Here is a 20,528-nt window from a genome sequence, read left to right on the forward strand (position 1 = left end):
GGGCTCGGTGGCTGGGTTGCAGGGGTCGCTTCGGGTGTGGTCAGCCCTCCACGGGGTTGGGGAGCGGGGCGCCGTCCCCGTCCATCGGCAGGGTGATCGCGTCGGCGTCCGTTCCCTGGCCGGTGCGGAAGTACGGGGCACGGCGTACCCACTTGGCCCAGGCGGCGGTCGCCAGGCCGGCCAGGATGAACAGGGCGGGGAGCAGCAGCATGAACCAGCCGTTGTCCGGGCTCACCTCGAAGTGGTCGCTCATGGTGGCGTAGTCCCAGACGAGATAGCCGCCGAGACCGAACAGCGCCAGCGCACTCGCCGCCGGAACGACCACGTCCCGGAGCGCGCGCACGGCTCCGGCGCGCAGGCTGTCCCGGAAGCGCACCGCACAGGCGAGCGCGGTGAGTCCGTAGTAGAGGGCCACGGTCAGACCGATCGAGTTGACGGCCGTGAGGATCATGTCGTTGAGCTTGGGGATGCCGACCGCGAGCACGGCGAGCAGCGCCGCGATGGCCATGATCAGCAGGGTGCCCACGGCGGGGGAGCCGTAGCGCGGGTGCACGCGCTGCCACACCGGGCCCAGCGTCCGGTCGCGGGCCATGGCAAGCGCGCCACGGGCGGTGGGGATGACGCTCGACTGGAGCGAGGCGAAGGCGGAGCACATCAGGGCGGCCAGGGGCAGCGAGGCCCAGGGTTCCGGGGCCAGGGCGCCGCCGAGGAAGGTGAGCGCCTGCGGTCCGTTGTGCAGGAGTTCCCCGGTGCTCATCACCCGCTGGAACGCGAGCGCGCCGACGAGGAACAGACCCATCATCACCACCAGCGCGATCAGTCCGCCGCGGGCCGCGTCGGTGGAGTTGCGGGTCTCCTCGTTGACGCTGAACGCGGCGTCCCAGCCCCAGTAGAAGAACACCGCCAGCACCATCCCCTGGGCCACGGCTTGCAGTGACCCGATCTCGAAGGGGTTGATCCAGGACAGCGAGAACGGCTGGTCGCCGACGAAGAGCGCATAGCCGCAGAAGACCAGCAGAACCGCGTACTCGAAGATCAGCAGCCCCATCTGGAGCCGGGTCGCGGCCCGTACGCCCGTGATGGCGGTGACGGTGACGACGACCAGTGCGACCAGACCCACGGCCGTGCTGATACCGGTCGAGGCCGGATCCAGCCGGAGCCCCCACACGCTGTGCAGGCCCAGCTTGTTGAGGAACTGGAGCACGACGGAGCCGGTCACCGCCCCCGTGTACGCCATGAAGATCACGTTGCCGACCAGCACCACCCAGCCGGTCAGGAAGCCGGGCCAGGGGCCGATCGACCGGCCCACCCAGGTGTAGCCGCTGCCGCAGTTCGGCTCGCTGCGATTGAGCCGGGCGTACGAGAGCGCGATGCCGAGGATGGGCACGAAGGCCAGCAGCAACAGGGCGGGCGTCTGCCGGCCGGCGTAAGCGGCCAGGGTGCCCATACCGATGCCGATGCTGGTGGTCGCGGCGGTGCTCGACGCGGCGATCGCCACCCCGTCCTTCACGCCCAGTGAGCGGCGCATGCTCGGTGGGCCGGGGTCCTGCTGCACTGCGGAAGGCATGGCACTCACTCCTTGGACGGGCGGGCCGGGCCGGTCTCGGCCGGACCTGGGGGAACGGGGAGGTGCGGGGCGGGGGGCGGAGCAGGGCGGCGCGGGCCGGGCCCGGGATCGGGGCCAGGCCGCGTCGTACGGAAGGGGGTGGTGCGGGATGCGGCACCGCGGTGGTCCGTGTATGTCCGCCGATGAAACAGGCCGTTGATTCTTGTGTCAACGGTGTTGACGTAACCTGGTGATTAACTGGCTCCGAGAACGGCCCGGGGGCCGGGGCGGAGCGAAGCGGAGGGGTACGGCGTGGCGGAGAGCGAGCGCGTCCCGGTCGAGCGCAAGCGGCGCCGGCCGACCAGTTCAGGCGTGGTCCTGTCGGCCGACCTCATCATCGACGCGGCATGTGAACTCATCGACGCCCAGGGGGCGCAGGCCTTCACCGTGCGCAAACTCGGTGCGGCGCTGGGCGCCGACCCCTCCGCGGTCTACCGCTACTTCCGCAACACCGAGGATCTGCTGCTGGCGCTGGCCGACCGGCTCATCGGTGAGTCCATGGCCGACTTCGCGCCCGGCGGCGACTGGGCCGCCGATCTGCGCGACCTCGCACTGCGGGCCTACCGTTCCGCACTGCGGCATCCGCAGATCGCGGTGTTCAGCACCGTGCGGGTCACCGGCCGGCCCCATGAGCAGCGCGCCGTCGACACGGGCGTCGGTCTGCTGCTCCAGGCCGGCTTCGACGACGCCACCGCCGTCCGGCACTACCACACCCTCGTGGACACCGCCCTCGGTCATGCCGCCGTGGACGCCGGCGTCCTGCGGCTGGCCCCCGCCCAGCGCGCGGCGGACGAACAGGCCTGGCAGGACGAGTACGGCAACCTGCCCGCGGACGAGTACCCCAGCCTGCACCGCGTACGGGAGCAGCTGCCGCTCATGGGGGGCTCGGCCGTCGAGCCGGCACTCGATCTGCTCATCGCGGCCATGCGGCAGGAGGCGGCGGAGCGCTCGCGATAACGGGATGAGCCGGGCATTCCGCCCGCCCCGGTGCCACCATGAGGCATGCCCTTTCCTTGGCCGAGGCAGCTCCGGGGACGACGGGAACTGAGTCGTGTCCTGGTGCTGATCCCGGTCGGGATCATCGTGGCGGTCTGCACCATCGACGTCCTCGCGCCGCCGGACATCCATCTGGGGCCCCTGCTCGTCGCGGCTCCCGCGATCACCGCGGCCTTCGCCGGGCCCCGTCTGACGGCGGCGATCGGTGTGCTGGCGGTGGCCGCCCAGGTGTTCATCGGCATCGCGCGCCATGTGCTGTTCACCGAGAACCTGGAGGCCCAGATCGCCGCGCTGGTGATGGTCTCCGCGCTGGTCGTGCTCTTCACCGTCGTCCGGGAGCGCAATGAGCGCCGGCTCACCCGGAGCCGCTCGGTGGCCGGAGTCGCCCAGCAGGTCCTGCTCCGGCCGCTGCCCGCGCGCAGCGGCTTCCTGGAGATCGCCTCCCTGTATTTGGCGGCAGAGGAGGAGGCGGAGATGGGCGGTGATCTGTTCGCGGCCGCCCGCACCACCAGCAGCACCCGGCTGATCATCGGCGATGTCCGGGGCAAGGGGCTGCCCGCCTACAGCCATGCCGCCCTGATCCTCGGCGCCTTCCGCGCGGCCGCCCACCGCGAGGCCACCCTGCCCAGACTGGCCATCCACCTCGACGGCGCCGTCCGCTGGGACAGCAGCCAGTGGCACCACGCACCGGGGGCCGAAGGCGTGGCGGACACGGCGGCCGACCCCGCCCCGGACGCCGCCCCCGACCCCGCCGCTACGGAGGCCGCACCCGGCCCCGACATCGACACCGATGAGACCTTCGCGACCGTGATCCTGCTGGACATCCCCGATCACCGGCCCGTCGTGGACACCATCACCTGCGGCCACCCGCCCCCGCTGCTGCTGGCCGACGGGCGGGTGCGCACCCTGGCGGCGGAGCGGCCCGCGCTGCCGATCGGGCTCGGCGCTCTGCCCGGCGCCCCCGATTACGAGGTCGAGAGCTTCCCCTTCGAGCCCGGAGAGCTGCTGCTGCTCTACACGGACGGGGTGAGCGAGGCCCGCGACGACAGGGGCACGTTCTACCCGCTGGTCGAGCGGGCCGGCGCCTGGAGCGACTTCGGCCCGCAGCAGGTGCTACGGCAGCTGCGCACCGACCTGCTGGCACATACGAACGGCCGGCTGGGCGACGACGCCGCCGCGGTCGCGGTACGACGCCTGCCCGGCCGGCCGTCGGACGACGAAGGTTCAGGCGCCCGCTGGCGTCGCTCGCCGGACGGGCAGCCACCACAGTTGTAGTACGCCACATCCCGGTGGACGTACGAGGTGCCGGCCGCGGCCACCGGCGCAGCCACTGCGAGCATGACAACGCTGAGCCCGGTCGCCGCCATGCGTCGGGGCATGAATACGTCCTGGGAGCGGGCTGGAAGCCCGAGCGTGGCCCGGCCCGCGGGGCGCGTCAACGGGGCCGGCGGCCCAGGCGCCCCGGCGGGCAGCCGATCTGGTACGGATGAATTTCATCACGCCATGAATTCACGCACATATCGGGCATATCGTGATGAATATTCCATCAACCCTTCCGAATTGCCCCTATCTGTAACCCTTCACTCCATCACGCTCTGTAACCACTCCTCCCCTCCATTGGCCCCCTGCTCAGGCCCGCCCCCTCTGACGCTTCCTCAGTGCCGCCCCACTTGATAGACACGTCCGAATCATCCGCAAGTGGCATGGGACGCGCACCATGAACGACCGCAACACCTCGGAACCCCGGATACCGGAACACCGGACATTCGAGTTCGACCTCACCGCGCACGAAACCCAGCGGCGGACCGAGGTCCTCGCGGCGCTGGGCGACACCTGGGACCCGATCGCGGTCATGGAGGGCGAGGCGGACGCGTACCGGCTCCTCTACTCCGGCCTGGACGCGGAGCAGCAGGCCACCTACGACGCGCTGGTCGCCGCCGGGGTGCTGCCGGCCTCCGGTCAGGGCTGAGCATGCTGCCGCTCGACCCCACCGCCGATATCGGCCGCCGGGCCTGGGTCCCCTGCCCCGGCTGCCAGGACCACCGAGATTGCGGAACCTGCCTCGACGGCCGCACCTGCGCCGACCACTGGCGCTACCTCCTGTCGAACAAGGGCAGTGTGCTGCACCTCCAGTGCCCCAACTGCACCCACCTGTGGGCCTGGCAGTCGGGCTTCGGAGCCGGCGGCCGTACGGACGCTTGACGGCGGACGGCGGACGGCTGAGGCGCAACGGTCGGCCGACGGCCGAGGCCCGCCCGCCCCTCCTGCCGCTCCGCCCCCTGTTACGCGAGGCGTCGTATCGCCTCCTGATACGCCGTTTCGAGCGCCTTATCGGCCGCCACGGCACGATCCGGCCGCACCCCGACGCCCTCCCAGTTGGTACCCGTGACGGCATTGATCGTCCGGGCCGTCGGGACCGTGACGGTGATGTGCGCGGTCACCGGATGCCGCTCGGTGGGGTGCGCCCCGCCCCCGGTCGTCTCACCGACCAGCTCGGCCCGCCCGAGCGCCTGCAAGGTGTACGCCACGTCCTCGCCGCCCGAGAACGTGGTCGCGCTGGTGAGGACGTACACCGGCCGGCCGAGATAGCGCGGCGCGGGCAGCTGCGACAGGGTCCAGAACTGCCGCGTGGAGTCGGTGGCGCGGTGGTAGAAGTCGTTGAGGTGCACCTGATCGTCGGGGAAGAAGTAGCTGCACCACATCGCGGCCCCCGCGGGCGAGCCGCCCCGGCACTCCCGCAGATCGAGAATCAGGGCGAGGGTGCCGGCGACCAGCTCCATGGCCGCGCCGATCGCCCGGGCCCCTTCCCCCGCGTCGGCGATCCACCGGATATCGAGGCAGCCGATATTGCCGTCGAGCTGCTCGACCCGCCGGATGCCCTGGTTCTGCTCCCGCAGCAGTGCGAGGAAGGCGCGGCCCGCGTCATCGTCCTCGGGCTCGGTGGACCGCGGCTCGTCCTGCCACAGCAGCCTGAGGTGTCTGTCCGGGCAGACCTCCTGAAGATGCGCGGTCACCGCCTCGCAGAGCGCGGCCCCGCCCAGTGCGTCGTACGCACCGGTGGCCAGCCGGGCACGGATCGCCCGGTCGACCTCCTCGGCGCGCTGCGGAAAGACATAGCCCGCGACGATCCGGCCGAGGGCACGGTCAATGATCTGCGCGTTGTCGGTCATCGCTGGTGCCTCGATGTGTGCCTTGCCGGTCATGGACGATGCCTTTCGATGCGGGTCGGGTCCGCCGACGGGGGCGGCGGACCGGGCGGTCTTCGCCTTCGGTGTGCTGCGGCCGGCGTCGGGCGGCGGTAGCGTGCGCTGCATGGAGCTGCAAGCACGATCGCTTTGGCTGTTGACCGAGCCGCTGCACGCCGTGTGCTACTTCGACGAGCGATGCCGTGGCCTGGGTAAAGATCTCGGTCTCAAGGGTTTCTGGATGGGGTATTTCGCCTCGCGCACCGCGCCGTTGGGAGCCGTGGAGCCCGCGGCGGCCACGGCCATCCTCGGGGGCTTCGCCCCGGGGATGGTCGCCCGTGCGCTGCCGGCGGCCTGGAGCATCGTCAGCCCGGCACATGTCCTCGACGAACGCGGCAGCCGCGCGGCGCACGCCCTGCGCCGGATCGACCCCGAACTGGACGACGCGGCGGCCGAACTGCTGCCTCCGCTCCAAGCGGTCGTGGACGAGGCACCGGCCACCGCGCGGCCACTGTTCGCCGCCAACCGCGCGCTGTGCGACCACGCCGACCCCGTCGAGCGCCTGTGGCAACTGGCGACGGCGGTCCGGGAGTTCAGGGGCGACGCCCACCACGCCGTGCTCGCCGATGAGGGCCTGGACGGATGCGAGGCCCTGGTCCTGGCCGCCGCGTCCGGACGCGTCCCCAAGGACACCATGCGGGAGGACCGCGGCTGGACCGAGGAGGAGTGGGCCGCCGCGGCGGACCGGCTGCGCTCCCGTGGCCTCGTGGACGCACACGGCGATGCGACCGACCACGGCCGCCGGGAGCGCGAGCGCATCGAGGAAGCCACCGACCGGCTGGCCGGCCGACTGCTGCGCGCACTGCCCGAGGCGGAGACCGAGGGGCTGCTGCACGGCTTGGAACCCGTGGTCCGCCGCATCCTGGCTGCTGATGTCCTCCCCTTCCCCAACCCGATCGGCCTGCCCCACCTCGACGAGCCGGTACGCCGCGACACCTGAGGCGTGTCCGCGAAGTCCCGCCTGGCTCGCGATGCCTAGCCCAGCCGCCGGCTCGCCTCCTTGAGCTTCTGTTCCGGATCCACGGTGTCGGATGCGGGCGGCGCCTGGACCGTGACCGGCTTGTCGATGTCGAGGAACCGTATGGACACGTCCAGCGGCCCCTGGGCCGCCCGCGCCCGCTGACGGAACTTCACCGTGCGGTCGCCGGGACCGACCCAGAGGTCGAGCTTCAGCTCGCTCACCCCGAGCTCCTTGTACTGCTCGATGACCTTGCTGCGGCGCTCGCCGGCCGATGGACGCTCGCCGGCCGACTGCTTCGCCGCCTCCGCCACCTCGACCACCCCGGCGTAATGCGCCGTCCGCACCCCGTCGACGATCTCCTCGCCGACCTTCCGGACGTCATCGGACCCGGGGAGCAACGACGCCTGCGCCGCCGGGTCCTGGTCGGCCTGCCGCTGCATGCCCCCGAAGCCGCCGGCCTCCTGGTCCTTCAGGGCGAGCTTGAGCCAGTGCTTGCCGCCCAGCACGGCAGCCGCTTGCCCGCCCCCGCCGACATACACAGCCTCTCCCACGAGCCGCACCGAGAACTCGCCCTCCCGCACGCCCCCGGACGCCGTCATCCGCATCTCGGCGACGCGCGGGCGGAGGCTGAACGACGCCTTGCCCTTGACGGACCCCTGCCCGGGGACCTGGCCGGCGACGCGATACGACAGGGAGTTGAGCCCCGCGCCCTTGGTGACGGCCCGCTGCACCGCAGCGACCGTGGTGGCGTCGGGCCGCCGCGACGCGCCGGAGCGGTCCCCGGCCGCGCCGTCGGCCGTGCATGCCGCCGTGCCGCCCAGCACGGCGCCGGTGAGCAGCGCCCCGACGAAGCGGGACGCGGTGCGGGAGCGATAAGCCATGGTTCCCCCATGAACACCTGGAAATGCGAAGATGCGACTGATCAGGACAGTAGCTCACGGCACTGACAATCCGCGTTGCGTATTTTCGCGGGCCTGTGGCCAGGGCATATGACCCCGGACGGGGTACGGAGCGATGCGGAGTCGCGCACCCGGGACGATTTTCATCTGGTGGTTCGATGGGTGCTTTGGGGTGCTTTGCTGAGCCAGATCGGGACACCTGCGCCGAAGAGGCGTTGAATGAGTATGGATCCTAGAGAGTTGTGGGACCGCAACGCCGTGCTGGCGGAAGCGTTTTGCCTGGGGGACGAGCGGGTGCGTGAGGCGCAGGCCAGGCTTGACGAGGCCCAGGCCGACCGGTCGCGGGTTCTGGCGGCATTCGCGGTGACGGTGGGGAGCACCGGCGCGGTGGCCGGGCTGTTCGGTCTGAACGAGCGGGAAGTGCGCATCGCCCGGCGCACGGTGGGCAAGGAGGACGCCCGCGCCGTCGCCGACGAACTGCTGGCGGCCGCTACGCCCGCCGCACCCCCGCCCGAGGAGACCACCCCGGCTCCGGAGCCCGCGGCCGAATATTCCCACCAGAACCCGTCCGCCGGAGCGCGCCCGGCCGGCACCACCCGCGAGGCCACCGGCGGCGTAGGGGCCGCGGAGCAGACCTGGTCCCCGGCGATGGACGCGGTGCTCATCGGCAGTTGGCAGACCGGAGTGGATCTGCGCGAACTCGCCGCTGAATTCGGGCTCGACCTCACCCGCTTGGTCACCCGGGCCCAACAGCTCTCCGCCCAGGGGCGGTTCTATCCCGGCCCGGTGGAAACCCACGCGGGACGCCACCGGCGCGGCCCCGGCGATGTTCATGAATCCGAATACTCCATCCCCGCCCAGCAGACCGCCTCCTGGAACGCCGCCCCCTCGGCGCACCCCATGGCGTCCGCGTGGCACACCGGCGCGATGCCGTCCACGGACTCCGTCCCGGACATGGCCGCCCTGGCCTCCGAGTGGGACAACGCGCTCGCCCCGTGGGGCACCCTCGCGCCCTCACACGAGGAGACCGCGCCGGCCCATCAGCCCTGGGCCCAATATCACCTCAGTTCCTGACGCCACCCCGGTTCCTGACGGACCCGATTCGATGCCGATACGTACGTACCCTGCCTCGCAGACCGTCCCCGGCCCGGCCCGGGACGACGCGTCCCCGCCCGGGACTCCCTGGCCCGGGGTGACGAAAGGGATGACAAGAGAGCAGGCCACAGACCTGATGGGCGCGACGCGCGGGCAGGCGCGCCGACGCCCAAGGGGGAGGACGGGAGGGGGAGGTGGCGCCGGTGGCCGGCGCCACACGAGGTGCCCGGGCGCCGACGTTCGCCGACAGCGCGGCGTTTCAGTCCACCAGCAGAGGCGAGTAAGGCTCGCCCTCCGGCGTGAAGATGAGGACGAAGTCCTTGCCGGCCCCGACGGCCACGTCCCGCAGGCGAGCCAAGGCGGCTGCCTCGGTGGGCAGGTCAAGGCCAAGAGCCGCGGCGGCACGGTCCCGACGGGCCACCAGGTCCGGTATGTCCTCCAGGTAGTCGGCTGCGAGCTCCTGGCTCTCCTCTGCGGTGAATGTTCGGCAGTCGCGCCACCACGGGGCGACCAGCAGGAGCCGCAGGAGTTCGGGCAGACCGATCGCGAGGAGTGCGGCACCTCCCTCGGAGTCCGCGTACAGGACCGGACGTTCCTCGCCGCCCGCACCGCAGAAGAAGAAGGTGCCCCCGGCACCGTCGCCCGCGAACCCCTCCAGCGCGGCGCCCGAAGCGAGGTGGACCTCCTCGACATGGTCGCCCCGGTCCAGCTCGAAATCCCCGGGCCAGGCGAGGAGATCGGCGGCCTCATCCCGTTCGCGGATGGCAGTGATCAAGGACTTCAGGTGTGGCACGGACCGGCCCTAGCCCGCCAGCTCTCCCGCATGGGGCGACAGCGTCCCCGCCGCGACCAGGGCGAAGAGGGCTATGCCCAGGAGGATGCGGTAGATGACGAAGGGCATGAAGGACTTGTTGGAGATGAACTTCATGAACCAGGCGATCACCGCGTAGCCGACGACGAAGGCGATGATCGTGGCGAACACGGTGGGGCCCCAGGAGACATGGCCCTGGCCGGCGTCCTTGAGTTCGTAGACGCCGGAGGCCAGTACGGCGGGGATGGCGAGCAGGAAGGAGTAACGGGCCGCGGATTCACGGGTGTAGCCCATCAGCAGTCCGCCGCTGATCGTGGCGCCGGAGCGGGAGACGCCGGGGATGAGCGCCATGGCCTGGCAGACGCCGTACAGGAGACCGTCCTTGACGCTGAGGTCGGTCAGGGTCTTGCGCTGCTTGGCGGCGCGGTGCCGGCCGCCGGTCTCGTCGCGGGCGGCCAGCCGGTCGGCGATGCCGAGGACCACACCCATGACGATGAGGGTGGTGGCGATCAGCCGCAGATCACGGAACGGGCCCTCGATGGCGTCCTTGAGCGTGATGCCCAGCACACCGATCGGGATGGAGCCGACGATCACCAGCCAGCCCATCTGGGCGTCGTGATCGTGCCGCAGCTCCCGGTTGAAGAGTGAGCGGGACCACGTCGAGATGATCCGCCCGATGTCCTTGCGGAAGTAGATGATGACGGCCGCTTCGGTGCCGATCTGCGTGATGGCGGTGAACGCCGCACCGGGGTCCTGCCAGCCGGCGAACGCCGCGGTCAAACGGAGATGCGCGCTGGAGGAGATGGGCAGAAACTCGGTCAGCCCTTGGACAAGTCCGAGGACGAAAGATTCAAACCAAGACATGGAAAATACGCTATCCAAGGGTGATCAAGCGCTGACCTGCGCGAGACGGGAGAAAGCGGACAGTGGCGGCGGATGCGGATCACCGCCGACCCGGGCAGCGTAACGTCCGAAGATGTCCGGGCGGCCAAAGGGGCCTGGACTGCCGTACTTGCCCCGCGGCGGCCGAGGTGATGTCCGTCGCCCGCCCTGCCGTGTTCAGCGCCCGCGCAGCGCCTTCCGTTTGCGCCACGCCACCGCCAGCGCGCCAAGACCGCTGACGGCGATGAAGCCCAGGGCGACGAGGAAGACCGGCGAGGTGGGCGTCGCGGCCCGCGCACCGGCGACGGCGTACGCCGCGGTGTTCGGGATGCTGCCGAGCGCCGTCGCGAGGAGGAAGGGGAACCAGCGCATCCGGGAGACCGCGGCGCAGTAGTTCGTGGCGCAGAACGGCAGGCCGGGGAAGAGCCGGAGGGCCAGCATCGAGCGGAAGCCGTGCTCGCTCAACTGCCGGTCGGCAGCCGTCAGCCAGCGGGCGCGCAGCAACGGACGCAGGGCGTCCTGGCCGAGGACCCGGCCGAGCCCGAAGGCCAGCCCGGCGCCCAGCACCGTCCCGGCCAGTGCGGCGGCCAGGCCGGCCTGGCCGCCGAAGAGGGCACCCGCCGCGAGGTTGAGGACCGGGCGCGGCACGAAGGCGGTGGTGCACCCGCCGTAGACCAGCGCGAAGAGCAGGAGAGCGGTCGGGCCGGACAGCCGGCCGGGCCAGCCACCCGTGAGGAGGTGCTGCGGCTGCCAGAGCAGCATGGCGGTCGCGGCGCAGGCCAGCAGGGCCAGCAGCAGCCCCAGCCGGGCCCAGGGGGAGAACAGCACACGCGTGCAGCGCGCGGCGAGGCCGTCGGGCGTTGCGGCGGGCGGGAACATCCCGGGAGCGTAACCGACCGGGACGCCCGGGAGCCGTCACCGGGCCCGTACGCCCCGTGAGCCGAGCGCATCGCCGTTCTGGCCCGGTCCTCGGCGGGCCGGGCATGGTCGAGGCGCCGCGGCCCGTGTCCCGGATAAATCGTTCGACGCCGGGGAGGTCGACCGGCACTATATGACGCATGTTCCGGCATGCCTTCCTCGCGCTCCCGTCCGCAGTCGCGGACGCGCCGAAGGCTGCCGTCGATCATCTCGCGGCCCTCGCCGCAGCGGACTTCGCACCCGTAGGTGCCGATGCGGTGGCAGCGGCCACCGCCGTCGCAGCAGCCGCCGTCCCGGCCGCCGCAGCGACCGACGGCGCACGAAGCTGACCCTCTCCGGATCGTCCGGCGGACCCCGCAGGGGGAGGGTCGGCCGGTCTCAGGGGTCCCCACGGCGTCAAGTCGCCGTTCTCACCGCATTGTTGCGAGGAAGAACACCATGCCCAAGACGGCATATGTGCGCACCAAGCCGCACCTGAACATCGGCACCATGGGCCACGTCGACCACGGCAAGACCACTCTGACCGCGGCCATCACCAAGGTGCTCAGTGACCAGGGGAGCGGGACGTTCGTGCCGTTCGACCGTATCGACCGGGCCCCGGAGGAGGCCGCCCGTGGCATCACCATCAACATCTCGCACGTCGAGTACGAGACCGGCACCCGGCACTACGCCCATGTCGACATGCCCGGCCACGCCGACTTCATCAAGAACATGGTGACCGGCGCGGCGCAGCTCGACGGCGCGATCCTGGTCGTCTCCGCGCTCGACGGGATCATGCCGCAGACCGCCGAGCATGTGCTGCTCGCCAGGCAAGTCGGCGTCCGGCACATCGTCGTGGCCCTCAACAAGGCCGACGCCGGCGACCCGGAGCTCACCGACCTGGTGGAGCTGGAGGTGCGCGAACTGCTCGGCGCGCACGGCTACGACGGGGAGCATGTCCCCGTCGTCCGGGTCTCGGGGCTGCGCGCGCTGGAGGGCGACCCGCGCTGGACGCAGGCGATCGAGGCGCTGCTGGACGCCGTGGACACCTATGTCCCGATGCCCGAGCGGTATGTCGACGCGCCGTTCCTGCTGCCGGTGGAGAACGTGCTGACCATCACCGGGCGCGGCACGGTCGTCACCGGAGCCGTCGAGCGCGGCACGGTGCGGGTCGGCGACCGGGTCGCGGTGCTCGGCGCGGAGACCGAGACGACGGTCACCGGGCTGGAGACGTTCGGCAAGCCCATGGAGTCCGCCGAGGCCGGCGACAATGTCGCGCTGCTGCTGCGCGGTCTCCACCGTGACCAGGTGCGCCGTGGGCATGTGGTCGCCGCGCCCGGCAGCGTCACACCACGGCGCCGTTTCACCGCCGAGGTGTATGTGCTCTCCACCGAGGAGGGCGGCCGCCGGACGCCGCTCTCCACCGGCTACCGGCCGCAGTTCTACATCCGTACCGCGGACGTGGTCGGCGACCTCGACCTCGGCGAGCGGGGCATCGCCCGCCCCGGCGAGACGGTGACGGTGTCGGTGGAACTCGGCCGCGAGGTGCCGCTGGAGCGGGGGCTGGGCTTCGCCATCCGTGAAGGCGGCCGGACCGTCGGAGCGGGCACCGTACGCACCGTCGAGGAGTGAGAAACCGCAGGTCATCAGGCTGTGCCCGGCGCCTCTTCGGTGCCGGGCGCAGCCGCCCGCTGTCCCGGGGACAGGCGGGTGCGAGACTGCTCGCCACGGATGACGAGGGTGATCCGGCCGCGCCGTACTGGTGCGGCCGGTCGTCCTGAAGGCGCGAGGGAGACCCCATGGCGGGCACGGCACTGGTCCTGGGCGGCGGCGGGCTCACCGGGATCGGCTGGGAGATCGGGATGCTGGCCGGACTCGCCGAGGCGGGCGTCGACCTCACCGGGGCCGATGTCGTCATCGGCACCTCCGCCGGCTCGATCGTCGGCGCCCATCTCACCTCCCGGCAGCTGTCCCTGGAGGAGATGTACGAACGCCAGCTCGCCGTACCGGAGGCCCGGTCGGCCGCCCGTATGGGCCCGGCCGCCCTGGCCCGGTTCGCGGCCATCGCGCTGCGCTCCCGTGACACGGTCGCCTTCGGCGTCCGCATGGGCAAGCTGGCGCTCGCGGCCCGTACCGTCCCCGAGGAGGAACAGCGATCGGTGATCGCCCGGACCCTGGGGATGACCGACTGGCCGGCCCGCCGGCTGGTGATCACGGCGGTGGAGGCGGTGACGGGGGAGCGGACCGCGTTCGACGACACGAGCGGGGTGCGGCTGCTCGACGCGGTGGGCGCGAGCTGCGCGGTCCCCGGCATCTATCCGCCGGTCACCATCGACGGCACCCGCTGGATCGACGGCGGGGTGCACTCCAGCGCCAACGCCGACCTGGCCGCCGGATATGGCCGGGTGGTGGTCGTCGCGCCGATGGCGGCCTCCGGCGGGCCGATCGCCGGACCGCGGGCGCAGGGCGCGCGACTGGCGCGCGGCGGCGCCCGGGTGTGTGTGATCACCCCGGACCGGGTGGCGAGGTCGGCGTTCGGCCGTAACGTCCTCGACCCGGCCAAGCGCGCGGACGCGGCCCGTGCGGGGCGCCGGCAGGCCGCCGCGCATCTGGCGGAGATCCGGCGGGTCTGGTCGGACTGACCGGTCGGCAGGTACCCGCGGCGACCGTGGCCCGGGCGCCCCACCCGCACCGGCACAATGGGACGGTGGACGAAGCACCCGAGCCGATACCCGTCACCAGGACCGTGGACTGCGGCACCGCCAAGCTGCTGCCGGACGTCGACCGGCCCCGCGCCTGGCTGCTGACCGTGGACGGCGCACCGCAGTCGTACGTGGACCTCGACGCGCCCGCCCATCTGGAATTCGAGTACGTGCGCCGGCTGGCATACGTCCTGGACGAGGCGGCCGCGCCGGGGCAGCCGCTCGACGTGCTGCATCTGGGCGGCGGGGCGCTGACCCTGCCGCGCTACCTCGCCGCCACCCGTCCGCACTCCCGGCAGGACGTCGTCGAAGCCGACCGCGGGCTGCTCGCCCTGGTCACGGAGCATCTGCCGCTGCCCGGCGGCAGCGGGATCACCGTGCATGCCGAGGACGCCCGCGCGGCACTGGAGGCCGCGCCGGAGGACAGCGCCGATGTCATCGTGGCGGATGTCTTCGGCGGGTCGCGGGTGCCGGCCCAGCTCACCTCGGTCGAGTACGCACGGGCCGCCGCACGGGTGCTGCGGCCGGACGGCCGCTATGCGGCGAACCTCGCGGACAGCGCGCCGTTCGCCTTTCTGCGCGGCCAACTCGCCAATTTCGCCACGGTCTTCGAGCATCTCGCCCTGATCGCCGAGCCCTCGGTGCTGCGCGGCCGCCGGTTCGGCAACGCCGTGCTGCTCGCCTCGCGGGAGCCGCTCCCCGTCGCCGACCTGGCCCGGCGGACGGCCGGTGACGCCTTCCCGGCCCGGGTCGAGCACGGCGCGGCGCTGCGGCGGCTGATCGCGGACGCGGATCCCGTACGCGATGCCGAGGCGGTGGCGTCCCCGGTGCCGCCGGACGGCGCGTTCAGCGTGGGCTGACCCCGGCCGGCTACGGCCCGGCGCCGCCGCTACCGGCTACTCCGCCGCCGCGGTGTCGGGTTCCGTCGCCCCGGCCGTGCGGGCGGCCGGCACCCCGGCGGCCGGCTCCGGCGTCGTACGCCGTGTCAGACGCCGGATATCCGGTACGCACAGCACCGCCGCCGTCAGCAGCACGATCAGCGCGGAACAGCCCCACAGCGCGGCCCGCCGGCCGATGGCGTCCTGGACGGGGCCGGCCAGTGCGGTGGCCGGCGGGACCAGGGCCAGGGACCCGAGCCAGTCGTAGGACGAGACCCGGGAGAACTTCTCCTCAGGGATCTCCTGGTGCAGCGCCGTCATCCACGTCACCGCGAAGACCTCGATCGCGATCCCGGTGGTGAACATGACCGTGGTGAGTCCGGCCGCGGGCAGCGGGACGGCGAGCGCGGCGGACGGGAGGGCGAGCGGGAAGACGCACAGCGCACCGGTCAGCAGCATCCGGCGCGGTCGCACCCGGGCCATCAGCAGGGCGCCGCCCACGGTGCCCACACCGAACGCGGCCAGCGCCAGCCCCCAGGGCCCGGGGCCGCCCAGATGCTGCTCGGCGACCAGGGGGCCGTAGACCGCCTCGGCGGCCGACACCACCGCGTTGACGATGGAGAACTGGACCACGACCGCCCACAGCCAGGGCCGGGAGGCGACCTCGCGCCAGCCGTCCCGCAGATCGTGCAGCATTCCGCCGCCGGGGCCCCGCTCGGGGACCCCGCTGACGTCGAGGAACGCGCGCAGCGCCGCCGCGAGCGCGAAGGCGGCCGAGTTGACGGCCAGCACCCAGCCGGGCCCGACCGCGGCGACCAGCGCGCCGCCCAGGGCCGCGCCGCCGATGTTCGCGCCGTTCATGCCCATGCGGAACACGGCGAAGGCGCGCCCGGCCTGGTCGCCGGAGACGCTGGCCAGCACCATGCCCTCGGAGGCCGGAGCGAAGAACGCCTGCCCGGTACCGCCGAGCGCGGCCAGCAGCGCCATCTGCCACAGCCGCGGCTCCCCGGCCAGTACGAGCAGCGCGAACAGGCCCTGGGAGAAACAGCTGAGGGCGTTCGCGGCGACCATGACGCGATGCCGGGGGAACCGGTCGGCGACCGCGCCGCCGACCAGCAGGAAGCAGAGCAGCGGAACCGTCCGTGCGGCGGCGACCAGACCGACCTCGGTGCCGGAACCGCCGGCGGCGAGCACCGCGAAGGCGGTCGCGATCAGTGCGCCGGAGCTGCCGAGGTTCGCGATCACCGTGGCGCCGGTGAGCAGCAGATAGTTGCGCCCCGCCCATGGGGGGACGGCCTTCACCACGACCGCACCGGCCGGGAAGGTGCCGTGGCGGACCGCTTCCGGCTCGGGTCGTCCGGCCGGTGCACGGGGCGTGCAGGGCACGTCACCCGTCCGTCTCCGCTGTGCTGCTGTCCTGGCCACATGAGCGTCAACGATAAGGCGGGCGGGACACGGGCAGCACGGGTTGTTGCCGGGCGTCCGGCGAAGAGCCGGCCCATGACGCGGCCGGCTCTTCACACCTAAGCTACCGCTAGGTAACATGACCGTATGTCCTCCGAGACCCTGCCGTCGATCGGCGAAATGATGGCGGCATCCGTGCCGATGGCCCGCACCCTGAACCTCGAGTTCACCGAGACCACCGCCGAGCGCGCCGTGGTCCGCATGCCCGACCAGCCCGACTTCCACAACCACGTCGGCGGTCCGCACGCCGGCGCGATGTTCACCCTCGCCGAGTCGGCGAGCGGTGCCATCGTGATGGCGGCCTTCGGTGACCAGCTCGGCCGCGCGGTGCCGCTGGCGGTGCGCGCCGAGATCGGCTACAAGAAGCTCGCCATGGGGCCCGTCACGGCCACCGCGGAGCTGGGCCGGCCGGTGGCCGAGGTCGTCGCCGAGCTCGACGCCGGAGAGCGCCCGGAATTTCCGGTGAACATCGCCATCACCCGCGAGGACGGCGCGGTGACCGGCGAGATGAGCATCGTGTGGACCCTGCGCCCCAATAAGTGAGCTGCCTCTCCATCGGGCCCTCACGGCCCGCCGTGCACCGCGCGGCGGGCCGTCGTGGTGTCCGGGCGCCAGATGTTGCGTAGCGCACGTGGATTCGGCCCCCGGGCGGCCCGATCGAGTACTCTTCCCGGGGCGCGCTGCGGTGCGCCAGGGGACTGATCGGCACGGTGTCACGGACGTCGGGCCACGGCCCACGGGGCCCTACACCAGCGGAGGAATCGGCGTTGCACATCCAGGAGTGGCTCGAGTCGGTACCGGCCGTGAGCGTCTACCTCCTGGTGGGGGTGGTCATCGGCCTGGAGAGCCTGGGCATTCCGCTGCCCGGCGAGATCGTCCTCGTCAGCGCGGCGATCCTCGCGGCGACCCAGGACCACATCAATCCGTTCGTGCTGGGCGCCTGTGCGACCGCTGGCGCGATCATCGGTGACTCCATCGGGTATCTGATCGGACGCAAGGGGGGCCAGCCCCTGTTGCAGTGGGCCGGCCGCAAGTTCCCCAAGCACTTCGGCCCCGACCATGTCGCGATGGCCGAGGCGAAGTTCGACAAGTGGGGTATGTGGGCGGTCTTCTTCGGCCGTTTCATCGCGCTGCTGCGCATCTTCGCCGGCCCGCTCGCCGGTGTCCTCAAGATGCCGTACTGGAAGTTCCTGATCGCCAACGTCCTCGGCGGCATCGTCTGGGCCGGCGGTACGACCGCGCTGATCTACAGCGTGGGTGTCGTCGCCGAGGAGTGGCTCAAGCGCTTCTCCTGGCTCGGGCTGGTCGCCGCCCTGCTGTTCGGCCTCGGCTCCTTCCTCCTGATGAAGCACCGGGCGAAGAAGGCGGCCGCCGCCCGCGAGGCGGCCGAGAGCCCGGTCCCGGCGACGGTCGACTGACCGCGCGGCCGTTTCCCGCGGCTCGGTCCATGGGGCGTAATCGCTGGTGAACACCGGTAGTTGAACGCCCGAGCACGGCAACTCACCTACAGGCGACGCCCGTCCGGTCCGTCACGGACGGGCCTCGCGTCAGGGCATCAGCCAGACGTCGGGTCCGCCGTCGCGCCATTCGAAGACGCCGGTGTCGTCCCAGACGAAGGTGGAGGCGCAGAAACCGGCCCGGCGCAGGATCGCGGCCACGTCACCGGGGCGCAGCGCCCGGCCCAGATCCTGTCCGTAGAGCGTCACACGGCGACCGCCTGTGCAGGGCGGATGCACGATCACGGGGGCACGCTTCATACGCCCCAGCATGCGACCGTCACGGCGCCCCCGCATCCCGAGCGCGACAGGCCCGTCACCCACCGTGTCCGCCTTCCGGGCGGCCACCGGCCACCCCGGCCTTCACGGCCCCGTCCGCAGCCGCGAGAAGAACGGCTGCGGCGGTACGTCCGGCCCGCCGGGCCGCCACCACGGGGCCTCCTCGTCAGGGTCCGGCGGCGGCTCCCCGTCGCGCACCTCACGCCGCAGACCGGCCAGCAGATCGCGGGCCCCGGCGATGAACAGGGGGTCACCGATGAGCTTTTTGGCTGCCAGTGCCGCATGGCAGGCCCGCAGCGCCGCCGCCGGCTCCCCATGGGCGCGCTCGGTCGCCGCACAGGCATAGAGGATCGTGGAGTACAGCCAGAAATCGCCGTCCGAGTGCCGGCTCTCCCAGGCGCGACGGGCCGCGTCCCGGGCCCGCTCCGGGTCGTGCGACGACAGGGCTACGGCGAGCAGCGCCCAGCTGTGGGCGGGCCCCGGGCCGAACCACGGGTCCCGGGAACGGTGCCGGGCCGCCTCCTCCAGACAGGCCACCGCCGCCTCGGTGTTCCCCCGGTACAGCGCCAGTACGCCGTGCGCATGCGCGATACGGGCCAGCCCGTCGGAGTCCGCATGCATCACGGCCGCCGTCCACGCCTCGTCGAGCAGCGCCTCCGCGGCGCCGAGCGCGTGCTCCTGCGCCGCGAGGTATCCGGCCAGCCACAGCGCGCGGGCCCGCAGCGCGGTGTCGTCCCGCGAGAGCAGCAGCAGCCGGTCCAGATGTGCCCGCCCCTCGCGGCGGAAGCCGCAGGCCGCCCAGTGGAACCACAGCGATACCGCGATCTCCAGCGCGCCGAGCGCATCCTCCGCGTCCTGCGGGGGCCGGGTCAGCGCCGCATCGAGATTGGCCTGTTCGTCCTCCACCAGACGTACGGCGATCTGCTGATGGGGGCCCTGCCAGGCGATCTGGGCCTCGGCCGCGAGCGCCGCGCAGGCCTGCCGGAACCGTCGCAGCGCCGCGGCCTCCTCGCCCGCCTCACGCAGCTGCGTCCGCCCGAAGTCGCGGGCGGCGCGGGGGAGTCGGTAGCGCGGTGGCAGCGCCGCCCCGGTGTCCTCCTGCGTGCCCCCGGCGTCGCGTACGCGCTCCACGACCGAGGCGGTGAGCAGTCGTTCCAGCGCGCCCTCGACTGCGGCCGCAGGAACGTCACAGCTGGTGCAGACACAACCGGCGAGCCAGGGATCGAAGTCGCCGGGCAGCACCGAGAGCCGCGCCCAGACCCGCCGGTCGAGGGGCGAGCAGAGGGCGTAGCCCGCGGCCTGCGCGGCGTAGAGCGAGGTGTGCCGCACGGTCGCCGCCGGCCCCGAGTAGAACAGCGGACCGTCCGACCCCACCTGTGCCGCGAGCTGTGGCAACGACATCCGGTCCAGCTGTTGCGCGGCCAGCGCGATCGCCAGCGGCGAGCCCTCCAGCGCCTGGCACACGGCGACCAGGAGCTCCGGCGTGGCGGCCCCGGCGCGTGCGGCCAGCAGCTCGACGGCCGGCCCGGCGACCCCCTCGCCCAGTGTCACCGGAAGCGGTGCGATGGCGACGGTCCGCTCCTCGGGCAGCCCGAGCGCACCACGTGCGGTCGCCACGATGCGCAGCGTGGGATCGGCCCGCAGCAGCCGGCGTACGAGCTGTACGCATTCGTCGCGCAGTGGATCGCAGTCGTCCAGCAGCACGGTCGCGCGATAGCGCCGGCAGTGCGCGGCGAGCGCGGCAATCGCCGTATCGCCCGCCGGAGCAGGCCCAGTTGGCGCCTCCGCCGGCCCCGTCCGGCCCTGCACCGCCTCGCCGACGCAGGACGGGGCAGTCCGCCGGACGAGGGCCGTCGTGGTGTCCCGGCGGGTGCTGTCCGCCGGCCGCGCCGCCCTGAGCAGCGCCTCCGCCAGCCCGCCCGCGGGCAGCCCGTCCCAGCAGCCGACGCGGAGGACCGTGCCGTCGTGCCGGGCGGTGTGCTCCTCCAGGACGGCGCGGGCCAGCACGCTTTTGCCCACTCCCGCGGCTCCGGTGAGCGTCACGAGCGGTGCGCTGCCCAGCAGCCCGGAAACCAGCTCGTGCTCAACGGCCCGCCCCACTAGGCCGGGCAGCGGCCGGCGATCGGCACTCGCGGTCATCGGTCATCCCCAACCACGGCACAGCGCCGCGCCCTTCGGAATTGGGAACCCACCTTGCCAGAACCGACCGACCGGTAAACAACTCGTGGCCTCATCGAACGAGGGAAACCCGGCCGGTGTACTTGACGTGCCGGTGCGTCGTTGCGCGGAACCGCGCGTGCGGACCACCAGGTCAGGG

General features: G+C 72.4%; 21 protein-coding genes. 12 read left to right on the forward strand and 9 right to left on the reverse strand.

Annotated features, from left to right (window positions below):
* Positions 1-40: 40 nt before the first annotated feature.
* A complete protein-coding gene (locus TU31_RS23945) occupies positions 41-1,567 on the reverse strand; it encodes an APC family permease (protein ID WP_042158129.1) in 1,527 nt (508 codons plus the stop codon).
* A gap of 291 nt (positions 1,568-1,858) precedes the next feature.
* On the opposite strand from TU31_RS23945, the gene TU31_RS23950 reads away from it, so the two are divergent.
* From TU31_RS23950 to TU31_RS23965, 4 genes are all read left to right on the forward strand, one after another.
* Positions 1,859-2,563, forward strand: a complete 705-nt coding sequence (locus TU31_RS23950; protein ID WP_042158130.1) for a TetR/AcrR family transcriptional regulator — start codon at positions 1,859-1,861, stop codon at positions 2,561-2,563.
* Positions 2,564-2,665: 102 nt separating this feature from the next.
* Positions 2,666-3,877 carry a PP2C family protein-serine/threonine phosphatase gene (locus TU31_RS23955; protein WP_078885927.1) on the forward strand — a complete coding sequence of 404 codons (1,212 nt, stop codon included), beginning with the start codon at positions 2,666-2,668 and terminating at the stop codon, positions 3,875-3,877.
* 442 nt (positions 3,878-4,319) lie between these two features.
* The gene (locus TU31_RS23960; RefSeq protein WP_042158132.1) at positions 4,320-4,571 is read left to right on the forward strand and encodes a DUF6400 family protein; all 252 of its coding nucleotides are present in this window, start codon (positions 4,320-4,322) and stop codon (positions 4,569-4,571) included.
* A gap of 2 nt (positions 4,572-4,573) precedes the next feature.
* Entirely contained in the window at positions 4,574-4,804 is a 231-nt protein-coding gene (locus TU31_RS23965; RefSeq protein WP_042158133.1) for a hypothetical protein, read from the forward strand.
* Positions 4,805-4,884: 80 nt separating this feature from the next.
* Here TU31_RS23965 and TU31_RS23970 read toward each other — a convergent pair whose 3' ends face one another.
* The gene (locus tag TU31_RS23970; protein WP_245698661.1) at positions 4,885-5,805 is read right to left on the reverse strand and encodes a S41 family peptidase; all 921 of its coding nucleotides are present in this window, start codon (positions 5,803-5,805) and stop codon (positions 4,885-4,887) included.
* 109 nt (positions 5,806-5,914) lie between these two features.
* On the opposite strand from TU31_RS23970, the gene TU31_RS23975 reads away from it, so the two are divergent.
* On the forward strand, positions 5,915-6,787 hold the full coding sequence (locus TU31_RS23975) for an SCO6745 family protein (protein ID WP_042158877.1): 873 nt from the start codon (positions 5,915-5,917) through the stop codon (positions 6,785-6,787).
* Positions 6,788-6,822: 35 nt separating this feature from the next.
* Here TU31_RS23975 and TU31_RS23980 read toward each other — a convergent pair whose 3' ends face one another.
* Entirely contained in the window at positions 6,823-7,689 is an 867-nt protein-coding gene (locus tag TU31_RS23980) for an SCO4651 family lipoprotein (protein WP_052719029.1), read from the reverse strand.
* Positions 7,690-7,926: 237 nt separating this feature from the next.
* Here TU31_RS23980 and TU31_RS23985 point away from each other — a divergent pair, with 237 nt between their 5' ends.
* On the forward strand, positions 7,927-8,781 hold the full coding sequence (locus tag TU31_RS23985) for a hypothetical protein (RefSeq protein ID WP_245698664.1): 855 nt from the start codon (positions 7,927-7,929) through the stop codon (positions 8,779-8,781).
* Between the two features lie 280 nt (positions 8,782-9,061).
* Here the strand turns inward: TU31_RS23985 and TU31_RS23990 are convergent, their stop codons facing one another.
* The 3 genes from TU31_RS23990 to TU31_RS24000 form a co-directional block, all read right to left on the reverse strand.
* Entirely contained in the window at positions 9,062-9,577 is a 516-nt protein-coding gene (locus TU31_RS23990) for a hypothetical protein (protein WP_370682758.1), read from the reverse strand.
* A gap of 27 nt (positions 9,578-9,604) precedes the next feature.
* Positions 9,605-10,477, reverse strand: a complete 873-nt coding sequence (locus TU31_RS23995; protein ID WP_042158134.1) for an undecaprenyl-diphosphate phosphatase — start codon at positions 10,475-10,477, stop codon at positions 9,605-9,607.
* Positions 10,478-10,672: 195 nt separating this feature from the next.
* The gene (locus TU31_RS24000; RefSeq protein ID WP_042158135.1) at positions 10,673-11,374 is read right to left on the reverse strand and encodes a TVP38/TMEM64 family protein; all 702 of its coding nucleotides are present in this window, start codon (positions 11,372-11,374) and stop codon (positions 10,673-10,675) included.
* A gap of 179 nt (positions 11,375-11,553) precedes the next feature.
* Here TU31_RS24000 and TU31_RS24005 point away from each other — a divergent pair, with 179 nt between their 5' ends.
* From TU31_RS24005 to TU31_RS24020, 4 genes are all read left to right on the forward strand, one after another.
* A complete protein-coding gene (locus TU31_RS24005) occupies positions 11,554-11,742 on the forward strand; it encodes a hypothetical protein (RefSeq protein WP_042158137.1) in 189 nt (62 codons plus the stop codon).
* A gap of 109 nt (positions 11,743-11,851) precedes the next feature.
* Positions 11,852-13,024 (forward strand): elongation factor Tu, encoded by a 1,173-nt coding sequence (gene tuf, locus TU31_RS24010; protein WP_042158138.1) that lies wholly within the window; start codon positions 11,852-11,854, stop codon positions 13,022-13,024.
* A gap of 167 nt (positions 13,025-13,191) precedes the next feature.
* Positions 13,192-14,034: a patatin-like phospholipase family protein gene (locus TU31_RS24015; RefSeq protein ID WP_042158139.1), complete on the forward strand. Its 843-nt coding sequence runs from the start codon at positions 13,192-13,194 to the stop codon at positions 14,032-14,034.
* Positions 14,035-14,099: 65 nt separating this feature from the next.
* Positions 14,100-14,954: a spermidine synthase gene (locus tag TU31_RS24020; RefSeq protein WP_042158882.1), complete on the forward strand. Its 855-nt coding sequence runs from the start codon at positions 14,100-14,102 to the stop codon at positions 14,952-14,954.
* 36 nt (positions 14,955-14,990) lie between these two features.
* Here the strand turns inward: TU31_RS24020 and TU31_RS24025 are convergent, their stop codons facing one another.
* The gene (locus TU31_RS24025) at positions 14,991-16,277 is read right to left on the reverse strand and encodes an MFS transporter (protein WP_042158884.1); all 1,287 of its coding nucleotides are present in this window, start codon (positions 16,275-16,277) and stop codon (positions 14,991-14,993) included.
* A 246-nt stretch (positions 16,278-16,523) separates the two neighbouring features.
* Between TU31_RS24025 and TU31_RS24030 the strand changes: the two genes are divergently transcribed.
* Positions 16,524-16,979, forward strand: coding sequence for a DUF4442 domain-containing protein (locus TU31_RS24030; protein WP_042158140.1), 456 nt, complete (start codon positions 16,524-16,526; stop codon positions 16,977-16,979).
* Between the two features lie 224 nt (positions 16,980-17,203).
* Entirely contained in the window at positions 17,204-17,854 is a 651-nt protein-coding gene (locus TU31_RS24035; RefSeq protein ID WP_042158142.1) for a DedA family protein, read from the forward strand.
* A gap of 129 nt (positions 17,855-17,983) precedes the next feature.
* On the opposite strand, the gene TU31_RS24040 is transcribed toward TU31_RS24035, so the two are convergent.
* The gene (locus TU31_RS24040) at positions 17,984-18,193 is read right to left on the reverse strand and encodes a hypothetical protein (protein WP_042158885.1); all 210 of its coding nucleotides are present in this window, start codon (positions 18,191-18,193) and stop codon (positions 17,984-17,986) included.
* Positions 18,194-18,295: 102 nt separating this feature from the next.
* Entirely contained in the window at positions 18,296-20,350 is a 2,055-nt protein-coding gene (locus TU31_RS24045; protein WP_042158143.1) for an ATP-binding protein, read from the reverse strand.
* Positions 20,351-20,528 lie beyond the last annotated feature (178 nt).

Origin of the sequence: Streptomyces lydicamycinicus (assembly GCF_000829715.2) — a bacterium.
In the GTDB taxonomy this organism is placed as follows: domain Bacteria; phylum Actinomycetota; class Actinomycetes; order Streptomycetales; family Streptomycetaceae; genus Streptomyces; species Streptomyces lydicamycinicus.

Bases quoted from the DNA above. Each gene is read 5' to 3' on its own strand.
- TU31_RS24015 (WP_042158139.1), top strand. From the start codon at position 13,192: ATGGCGGGCACGGCACTGGTCCTGGGCGGCGGCGGGCTCACCGGGATC.
- TU31_RS23995 (WP_042158134.1), bottom strand. From the start codon at position 10,477: ATGTCTTGGTTTGAATCTTTCGTCCTCGGACTTGTCCAAGGGCTGACC.
- TU31_RS23980 (WP_052719029.1), bottom strand. From the start codon at position 7,689: ATGGCTTATCGCTCCCGCACCGCGTCCCGCTTCGTCGGGGCGCTGCTC.
- TU31_RS24045 (WP_042158143.1), bottom strand. From the start codon at position 20,350: ATGACCGCGAGTGCCGATCGCCGGCCGCTGCCCGGCCTAGTGGGGCGG.
- TU31_RS24040 (WP_042158885.1), bottom strand. From the start codon at position 18,193: ATGAAGCGTGCCCCCGTGATCGTGCATCCGCCCTGCACAGGCGGTCGC.
- TU31_RS24030 (WP_042158140.1), top strand. From the start codon at position 16,524: ATGTCCTCCGAGACCCTGCCGTCGATCGGCGAAATGATGGCGGCATCC.
- TU31_RS24005 (WP_042158137.1), top strand. From the start codon at position 11,554: ATGTTCCGGCATGCCTTCCTCGCGCTCCCGTCCGCAGTCGCGGACGCG.
- TU31_RS23945 (WP_042158129.1), bottom strand. From the start codon at position 1,567: ATGCCTTCCGCAGTGCAGCAGGACCCCGGCCCACCGAGCATGCGCCGC.
- TU31_RS23965 (WP_042158133.1), top strand. From the start codon at position 4,574: ATGCTGCCGCTCGACCCCACCGCCGATATCGGCCGCCGGGCCTGGGTC.
- TU31_RS23985 (WP_245698664.1), top strand. From the start codon at position 7,927: ATGAGTATGGATCCTAGAGAGTTGTGGGACCGCAACGCCGTGCTGGCG.
- TU31_RS23975 (WP_042158877.1), top strand. From the start codon at position 5,915: ATGGAGCTGCAAGCACGATCGCTTTGGCTGTTGACCGAGCCGCTGCAC.
- TU31_RS24000 (WP_042158135.1), bottom strand. From the start codon at position 11,374: ATGTTCCCGCCCGCCGCAACGCCCGACGGCCTCGCCGCGCGCTGCACG.
- TU31_RS23960 (WP_042158132.1), top strand. From the start codon at position 4,320: ATGAACGACCGCAACACCTCGGAACCCCGGATACCGGAACACCGGACA.
- TU31_RS23970 (WP_245698661.1), bottom strand. From the start codon at position 5,805: ATGACCGGCAAGGCACACATCGAGGCACCAGCGATGACCGACAACGCG.
- tuf (WP_042158138.1), top strand. From the start codon at position 11,852: ATGCCCAAGACGGCATATGTGCGCACCAAGCCGCACCTGAACATCGGC.